The sequence below is a fragment of the Rhodococcus sp. RDE2 genome (assembly GCF_020885655.1).
Taxonomy (GTDB): Bacteria; Actinomycetota; Actinomycetes; order Mycobacteriales; family Mycobacteriaceae; genus Rhodococcus; species Rhodococcus pyridinivorans.
In genome coordinates this window covers 2,843,796-2,850,301 of the sequence record NZ_AP025186.1, presented here as the reverse complement: position 1 = coordinate 2,850,301, position 6,506 = coordinate 2,843,796, and the positions used below count along the sequence as shown (strand labels likewise).

Below are 6,506 nucleotides of genomic sequence, written 5' to 3'. Positions count from 1 at the left end.
TGACCGGAGTGACGAATGAGGTCGGCGTCGAAGCAGGATCGGGCTCGCCGGAAACGCCCCGAAACCGGATAGGTGTCCTTATTCTCGAAGCGGCCGTCACCTTCGTGCCTCCGTGCCGCGACCGGTGCGTGACCGGATCGCGACCGGATCGTCTCGTCCCGCCTGCTCGACCCGATTCGAAGGAGCCCGAGATGTTGCGTCGCCGATCCGCCCCGCTCGTCACCGCCCTGCTCGCCGCCGCCCTGCTCGCGGCCCCCGCTCAGGCCGCCGCCGACACCGCCCCGCCGGGGGCGCCTCTCGACCAGTTGCGTGCGGAGGTCGCCGACTCGCCCGAGACCCTCGCCGCGCTCGAACGGCTCGTCGCCGATTCCGGCTCGGCGAATCCGTTCGCGCCGCCGCCGAAGAACATCCCGCAGCCGTTCTCGGCGCCCGCGCCCACCGTCGGCCCGGGCTGCGGCGGCGGTGTCGTGCCGTTCGCGATGACCACCGCCTGGGTGCATCCCGGCCCGCACGGTCAGGTGCCGTTCGGCTCGATCGAGGTGTTCGTCGAACCCACCGCCGGCGCGCCGGTGACCGCCTCGGACCTGAAGTTCGTGTGGATCAACATGGAGAACATCCGGGCCGGGGTCGCCACCCTCGACAACAACGGCGGCGGGCTGCAGTCGACGGTGATCGACAGTGGCCCCGGCGCGGTGCTCGGCGCCCTGTTCGGTTCGCTGCAGTACGCCAACGGCGCGTTCTGCCAGGTCGTCTACACCATGGGCGGCTTCTTCGCCTGAGGCCTGTGCTCCCGAGCGTGTGCTGTCGGCTCGTGTGCGGTCAGCGCAGTCGTTCGGCGTCGCGGGCCAGCTCGAGCAGCTCCGTACACAGGGCGGTCAGCTCGTCGGCCGCGGCGCCCTCGGCGACCGCGGTGGCGACGTCCTCGGCGGCGCAGCGCACCCGGAACGCGCGGTCGGCGAGCGCCTCGACCTCGGCGGCGGTGAGCACCACGGAATCCTCGGGCAGCCCGGCGCGGCGGGCGCTGCTGCGCTGCTCGTAGGCGCGTTGCCGGCACGACTGGCGGCAGTACCGGCGTCGCCGGCCGGTGCCGATCTCCGGTACCGGGCGCCCGCACCACAGGCACGTGCTCGCTCGCGTGTCACGTCCGGTCACGAGCGTCACTGTACTGCCCGCCCGCACCCCCGGCGGGGCGGCGGGAACACCGGATGCGCGGCCGGTGCGGGCGCCGTGCGCGTGGCGACGCGGCGGGTCGGTAGACTTGCCCTTCGGCTCCTCGGTGGGCCGCGGGAACGGAATCGGCTCCTCCGACGTTGAGCACAGTGGACGTCGAGCTCGGCGTCGATGCCGCACGGCATCGTCACCCGGGCGGAGCACACAAGGAAGGACACCACCATGGCAGATCGTGTACTGCGAGGCAGCCGACTCGGGGCGGTGAGCTACGAAACCGACCGCGACCACGATCTGGCGCCGCGGCGAATCGCGCGCTACCGCTGCGACAACGGCGAGGAATACGACGTGCCGTTCGCGGACGACGCGGAGATCCCCGGCACCTGGATCTGCAAGAACGGCCTCGAGGGCACCCTGGTCGAGGGCGCCGCACCGGAGCCGAAGAAGGTCAAGCCGCCGCGCACCCACTGGGACATGCTGCTCGAGCGTCGCTCCATCGAGGAACTCGAGGACCTGCTCAAGGAGCGCCTGGACCTGCTCAAGGCCAAGCGCCGCGGCGCCTGACACCACGCCGCCGAAACTCGCACGTGTGCCGCCCCGGACGATCGTCCGGGGCGGCACACGCCGTTACGGACCCGACGACGCCCTCCCGACGGGACGGTGGTTCCGCGAATTCGGTTGCGGCCCCGCCACGAATCGATCAATCGTCGATATCGGCCGGACGGTGCGTGCAATCATGATCGCACGCCGATCGATCATGATCGGCACGCCCGATCCACGACCTTCGCGCCGGTGTTCCGGCGGGTCGCTTGCAAGGGGGTGAGTGTCCGTGACCGACCGTCACCACACTGCGGCGGACGCACCGCCGACCCGGGCCGCCGCCGAACTGGCCGAGCTGCGCGCCGAACTCGACGACATCGACCGGGCCCTGCTCGACGGGGTCCGCGCCCGCCTCGAGGTGTGCGGACGCGTCGCCGAACTCAAGCAACGCCACGGCCTCGACGTCATGCAACCCGGCCGCATGGAGGTCGTGCATCGCCGCGCCCAGGACTACGCGCACCGGCACGGCCTGTCCGGCGACTTCGTGCGCTCGCTGTACACCCTGCTCATCGACGAGGCCTGCCGGGTCGAGGACCGCATCGTCTCCGGCAACGACTCCGCGGAGCGGGTCGCCTTCGGCAACGACGCCGCGGACCGGGTCGGCTCCGGTCGCCGCGGCGACGGCACGAACTGAGGCCCGTCGTGTCCGCGCCCCGACCGCTCCGCACGCTGTTGATCGACAACTACGACTCGTTCACCTACAACCTCTACGACCTGATCACCCGCGTCAACGGCCTCCCGCCGCGGGTACTCACCAATGATCGCAGCTGGGACGAGCTCGTCGCCGAACCGTTCGACAACATCGTCATCTCCCCCGGACCGGGCCGCCCCGACCGGGCCCGGGACTTCGGGATCAGCGCCCGCGCCCTCACCGACGCCGGGGTACCGCTGCTCGGGGTGTGCCTGGGCCATCAGGGGCTGTGCCAACTGTTCGGCAGCGCCGTGATCACCGCCCCCGAACCGGTGCACGGCCGCACCAGCCCGATCCTGCACGACGGCACCGGCCTGTTCGCCGGGCTGCCGTCACCGTTCGAGGCGGTGCGCTACCACTCGCTGATCGCCGACCCGGTCCCCGACGACCTCGTCGCCACCGCCCGCACCCCGGACGGGCTGCTCATGGCCGTCGCGCACCGGCACCGCCCGCTGTGGGGGGTGCAGTTCCATCCCGAATCGATCGGCACCGCCCACGGCGCGCAACTGCTCGCCAACTTCCGCGACGCCACCCCGCCGCGCAGCCCGATCACCGTCACCGCCCCCGCCGATCCGGAACCGGCACCCGAATCTGCCCCGCGCTACGTGCTCGCCAGCCGCCGACTGCCGCTGCACCTCGACCCGTCCGCCGTCTACGAGGCGCTCTTCGCCGCCGGGCCGCACGGGTTCTGGCTCGACGGCAGCGCCGCGCTGGATCCGCAGTCGCGGTTCACCGTCCTCGGCAACGGCGCCGGACCGCGCGCCGATTACCTGACCTACCGGGTCGGGGAGGGCATCGTGCGCGAACACCGCGCCGACGGCACCGTCGAGGAACACCGCCGCCCCGTCTTCGACCATCTCACCGCCCGGCTCGCCGAGCGCCGCGTCGCCGCCCGCGACGACCTGCCGTTCGGGTTCGCGCTCGGCTATGTCGGCTATCTCGGCTACGAACTCAAGGCCGACGCCGGCGCGCAGCTCGTGCACACCTCCCCCTACGCCGACGCCGCGCTGGTCTTCGCCGACCGCGCGGTGGTCGTCGACCACGACGGGCGTTGCTGTTATCTGCTGGCCCTGACCGAGGACACCGACGAGCCCGAGACGCTCGCCTGGTTCGACGCGACCGCCGCGATCGTCGCGGCGCTGCCCGAACCGGCGACCGACGAACAGGTCCCGGTGCCGCTGATCGGCGCGGACGGTGGCCCGCAGCTGCGGCTGCGGCACTCCCCGCAGCGCTATCTCGACCTGATCGCCCAGTGCCAGAACGAGATCCGCAGCGGCGAGACGTACGAGGTGTGCCTGACGAACACCGTCACCGTCGACGGCGGCATCGACCCGCTGAGCACCTACCGGGTGTTGCGCCGCATCAGTCCCACCCCCTACAGTGCGCTGCTCGACTTCCCCGAGGTCGCGGTGCTCAGCGCGTCCCCGGAACGGTTCCTGCGGATCGACGCCGACGGCACCGTCGAATCGAAACCGATCAAGGGCACCCGCCCGCGCGGCCGCACCCCCGGTGAGGACGCGGCGTTGCGGGACGGACTGCAGGCCAGCGAGAAGGACCGCTCCGAGAACCTGATGATCGTCGACCTGGTGCGCAACGACCTGTCGCGGGTGTGCGTGCCCGGCTCGGTGCACGTGCCGGCGCTGTTCGCGGTGGAAACCTATGCGGCGGTGCATCAGTTGGTGTCGACGGTGCGCGGCAGGCTGCGCCCGGACGTCTCGGCGGTGGACTGTGTGCGTGCCGCCTTCCCCGGCGGGTCGATGACCGGCGCCCCGAAGCTGCGCACCATGGAGATCATCGACAAGCTCGAGGACGGCCCGCGCGGGGTGTACTCCGGGGCGATCGGGTATCTGTCGCCGACCGGCGCCGCCGACCTGTCGGTGGTCATCCGCACCCTCGTCGCCACCGCCCACGAGGTCACCTTCGGGATCGGCGGGGCGATCGTGGCGCTGTCCGATCCGGACGACGAACTCGACGAGACCCTCGTCAAGTCCGTGGTGATGCGCCGCTGCCTCGCCGCCGCCCGCGACACCACCCCGACCGACGGGGCCGGTGCCGTCGGCTCCGCGGCCGATCTCGTCGACGGGCCACCGGTGCTGCCGGGGCGGGCCGGGCCGTGACCACGCCCGGCCGGGTGGTCGTCGCCGGCGGATGCGGCGCCGTCGGCGCCCTGCTCACCGCCGCGCTGCGCGAGGCCGGCCGTGAGGTGCTCGTCGTCGACCCGGCCGCCGACCCGGCTGCACCCGGGATGCTGCGCGCGGATCTGACCGCCCCCGACACCCGCCTCGCCGCGGCGCTCGACGGCGCCGACATCGTGGTGCTCGCCGTCCCCGACGTCGTCGCCGGTGCCGCCCTGCCGGTGCTCGCGCGGCTGCTGTCCCCGCACACCCTGCTGGTGGAGACCCTGTCGGTGAAGACCCCGATCGCCGCGGCGCTGCACACCTACCGGCCCGGCGCCTCCGCGCTCGGCATCAACCCGATGTTCGCCCCCGATCTCGGGTTGCCCGGCCGGCCCGTGCTGACGGTGCGCCACCACGACGCCCCGGTGGTGGCCGAGTTCGTCGCGGCGCTGCGCGACTGGGATGCCACGGTGGTCGAGACCACCGCCGACGAGCACGACCGGATCACCGCCGCCGTGCAGGTGCTCACCCACGCCGCGATCCTCGCGTTCGGTATCGCCCTCGACCGGCTCGACGTGCCGGAGGTCGCCGCGCAGGTCGCCGCGCCCCCGCACACCGTGCTGCGGGCGCTGCTCGCCCGCGTCGCCGGTGGCACCGCCGAGGTCTACCACGACATCCAGCTCACCAACCCGTACGCCGCCACCGCCCGCCGCGCCCTCGCCGAGGCGGTCGCCGATCTCGACGCCGCCACCGACGCGCTGCCCGACTTCGCGGCGCTGCTCGACCGGGCCCGCGCCGCGCTCGGCGACGGGCAACCCGCCGCCGCGCAGCTGTGTGCGCAGCTGTTCGCGGCGCTGCCCCGCGATCCGGGTGCGGCCGGCGATCCGAGCGAGGAAAGGAGCCGGACATGAGTGCGTCCGACATCCCCGGCCCGCAGCTGCGCGCGCCGGAACTCCCGCAATACGATCCGTCCGATTCGGCGGAGAGCGCGGTGATCGCCGGGCTGACCCGCTCGTGGCCGCGCCGCGCCGCCGTGAAGAAACCCGAGGTCGACCTCGACGCGCTGTTCGAGGCGGACCGCGCCGACTATCCCGAGCAGATGCTGCCCTTCGCCGAGCATCCGCGTTATCTCGCGCTCGACGAGCAGCAGCAGGCGCGGCTGCGGGCGTGGGCGTGGATCGCGTACAACAAGAGCGTCGTCGACATCGAACAGCACGTCGTCAACCCCGGCTTCGCGTTGATCACCGAGGACGCCTTCGGCATCGACCCGTCCGACACGGTGGTCACCGGGGTGCTCCAGGCGATGGTCGACGAGCAGTACCACACCCTCATGCACCAGCAGGCCAACGTGCTCACCCGCCGTCGCCGCGGCTGGACGCTGCCGGAGTCGGTGCTGCCGCCGTGCCCGACGGTGCGCGAGCATCGCGCCGCGGTCGCGCACGCCGAGACCCCGCGGGACGCGGCGCTGGTGCAGTTGGCGTTCACCACCGTCGCGGAGACCTCGATCAGCGCCTATCTGGCGTTGCTCACCACCGACCCGGAGCTGCAACCGGTCAACCGCGCGACGGTGGCGGTGCACCGCCGCGACGAGCTGTGCCACGCCTCGCTGGCCGGTGGGCTGCTCACCGCGGTGCTCACCGAACTCGACGACACCGATCGGGTGCGGCTGCTCGACGCGCTCGGCACCGCGGTCGCGGCGTTCACCGGCTCCGACACCTCCACCTGGGCGGCGATCATCGCGCACGAGAACATCCCCGGCGGCGACGAGCTGGTCGCCGACACCATCGCCGTGACCGAGGGCCGGCCGGTGGTGCAGGACTGCAGCGCCATCCGCCGGCTGTGCGCGGGCCTGGGGCTCGGGGACGAACTCGACGCCCGCTGGCCGTGGCCGCGCAGCGGCTAGCGCATCAGCCGCGCAGCGCCTGACACCT

7 protein-coding genes are annotated in these 6,506 nt (G+C 72.7%); 6 read left to right on the top strand and 1 reads right to left on the bottom strand.

Features of this window, described 5'->3' with window-relative positions; translation table 11 throughout:
* Positions 1–191: 191 nt before the first annotated feature.
* Positions 192–779, top strand: a complete 588-nt coding sequence (locus LPH33_RS13350) for a hypothetical protein (protein ID WP_229564922.1) — start codon at positions 192–194, stop codon at positions 777–779.
* A 40-nt stretch (positions 780–819) separates the two neighbouring features.
* Here the strand turns inward: LPH33_RS13350 and LPH33_RS13345 are convergent, their stop codons facing one another.
* The gene (locus LPH33_RS13345) at positions 820–1,161 is read right to left on the bottom strand and encodes a hypothetical protein (protein ID WP_120284335.1); all 342 of its coding nucleotides are present in this window, start codon (positions 1,159–1,161) and stop codon (positions 820–822) included.
* 231 nt (positions 1,162–1,392) lie between these two features.
* On the opposite strand from LPH33_RS13345, the gene LPH33_RS13340 reads away from it, so the two are divergent.
* The 5 genes from LPH33_RS13340 to LPH33_RS13320 all read left to right on the top strand — a co-directional run bounded on the left by LPH33_RS13340 (position 1,393) and on the right by LPH33_RS13320 (position 6,478).
* The gene (locus tag LPH33_RS13340) at positions 1,393–1,731 is read left to right on the top strand and encodes an RNA polymerase-binding protein RbpA (RefSeq protein ID WP_026061850.1); all 339 of its coding nucleotides are present in this window, start codon (positions 1,393–1,395) and stop codon (positions 1,729–1,731) included.
* A gap of 265 nt (positions 1,732–1,996) precedes the next feature.
* Positions 1,997–2,401, top strand: coding sequence for a chorismate mutase (locus tag LPH33_RS13335; RefSeq protein ID WP_420714438.1), 405 nt, complete (start codon positions 1,997–1,999; stop codon positions 2,399–2,401).
* An 8-nt stretch (positions 2,402–2,409) separates the two neighbouring features.
* The gene (pabB, locus tag LPH33_RS13330; RefSeq protein WP_229564920.1) at positions 2,410–4,575 is read left to right on the top strand and encodes an aminodeoxychorismate synthase component I; all 2,166 of its coding nucleotides are present in this window, start codon (positions 2,410–2,412) and stop codon (positions 4,573–4,575) included.
* Entirely contained in the window at positions 4,572–5,486 is a 915-nt protein-coding gene (locus LPH33_RS13325) for a prephenate dehydrogenase (protein WP_229564919.1), read from the top strand. Before pabB ends, LPH33_RS13325 begins: the two co-directional genes overlap by 4 nt.
* Positions 5,483–6,478 (top strand): AurF N-oxygenase family protein, encoded by a 996-nt coding sequence (locus LPH33_RS13320; protein ID WP_229564918.1) that lies wholly within the window; start codon positions 5,483–5,485, stop codon positions 6,476–6,478. The genes LPH33_RS13325 and LPH33_RS13320 overlap by 4 nt, the downstream gene beginning before the upstream one ends.
* Positions 6,479–6,506: the final 28 nt, after the last annotated feature.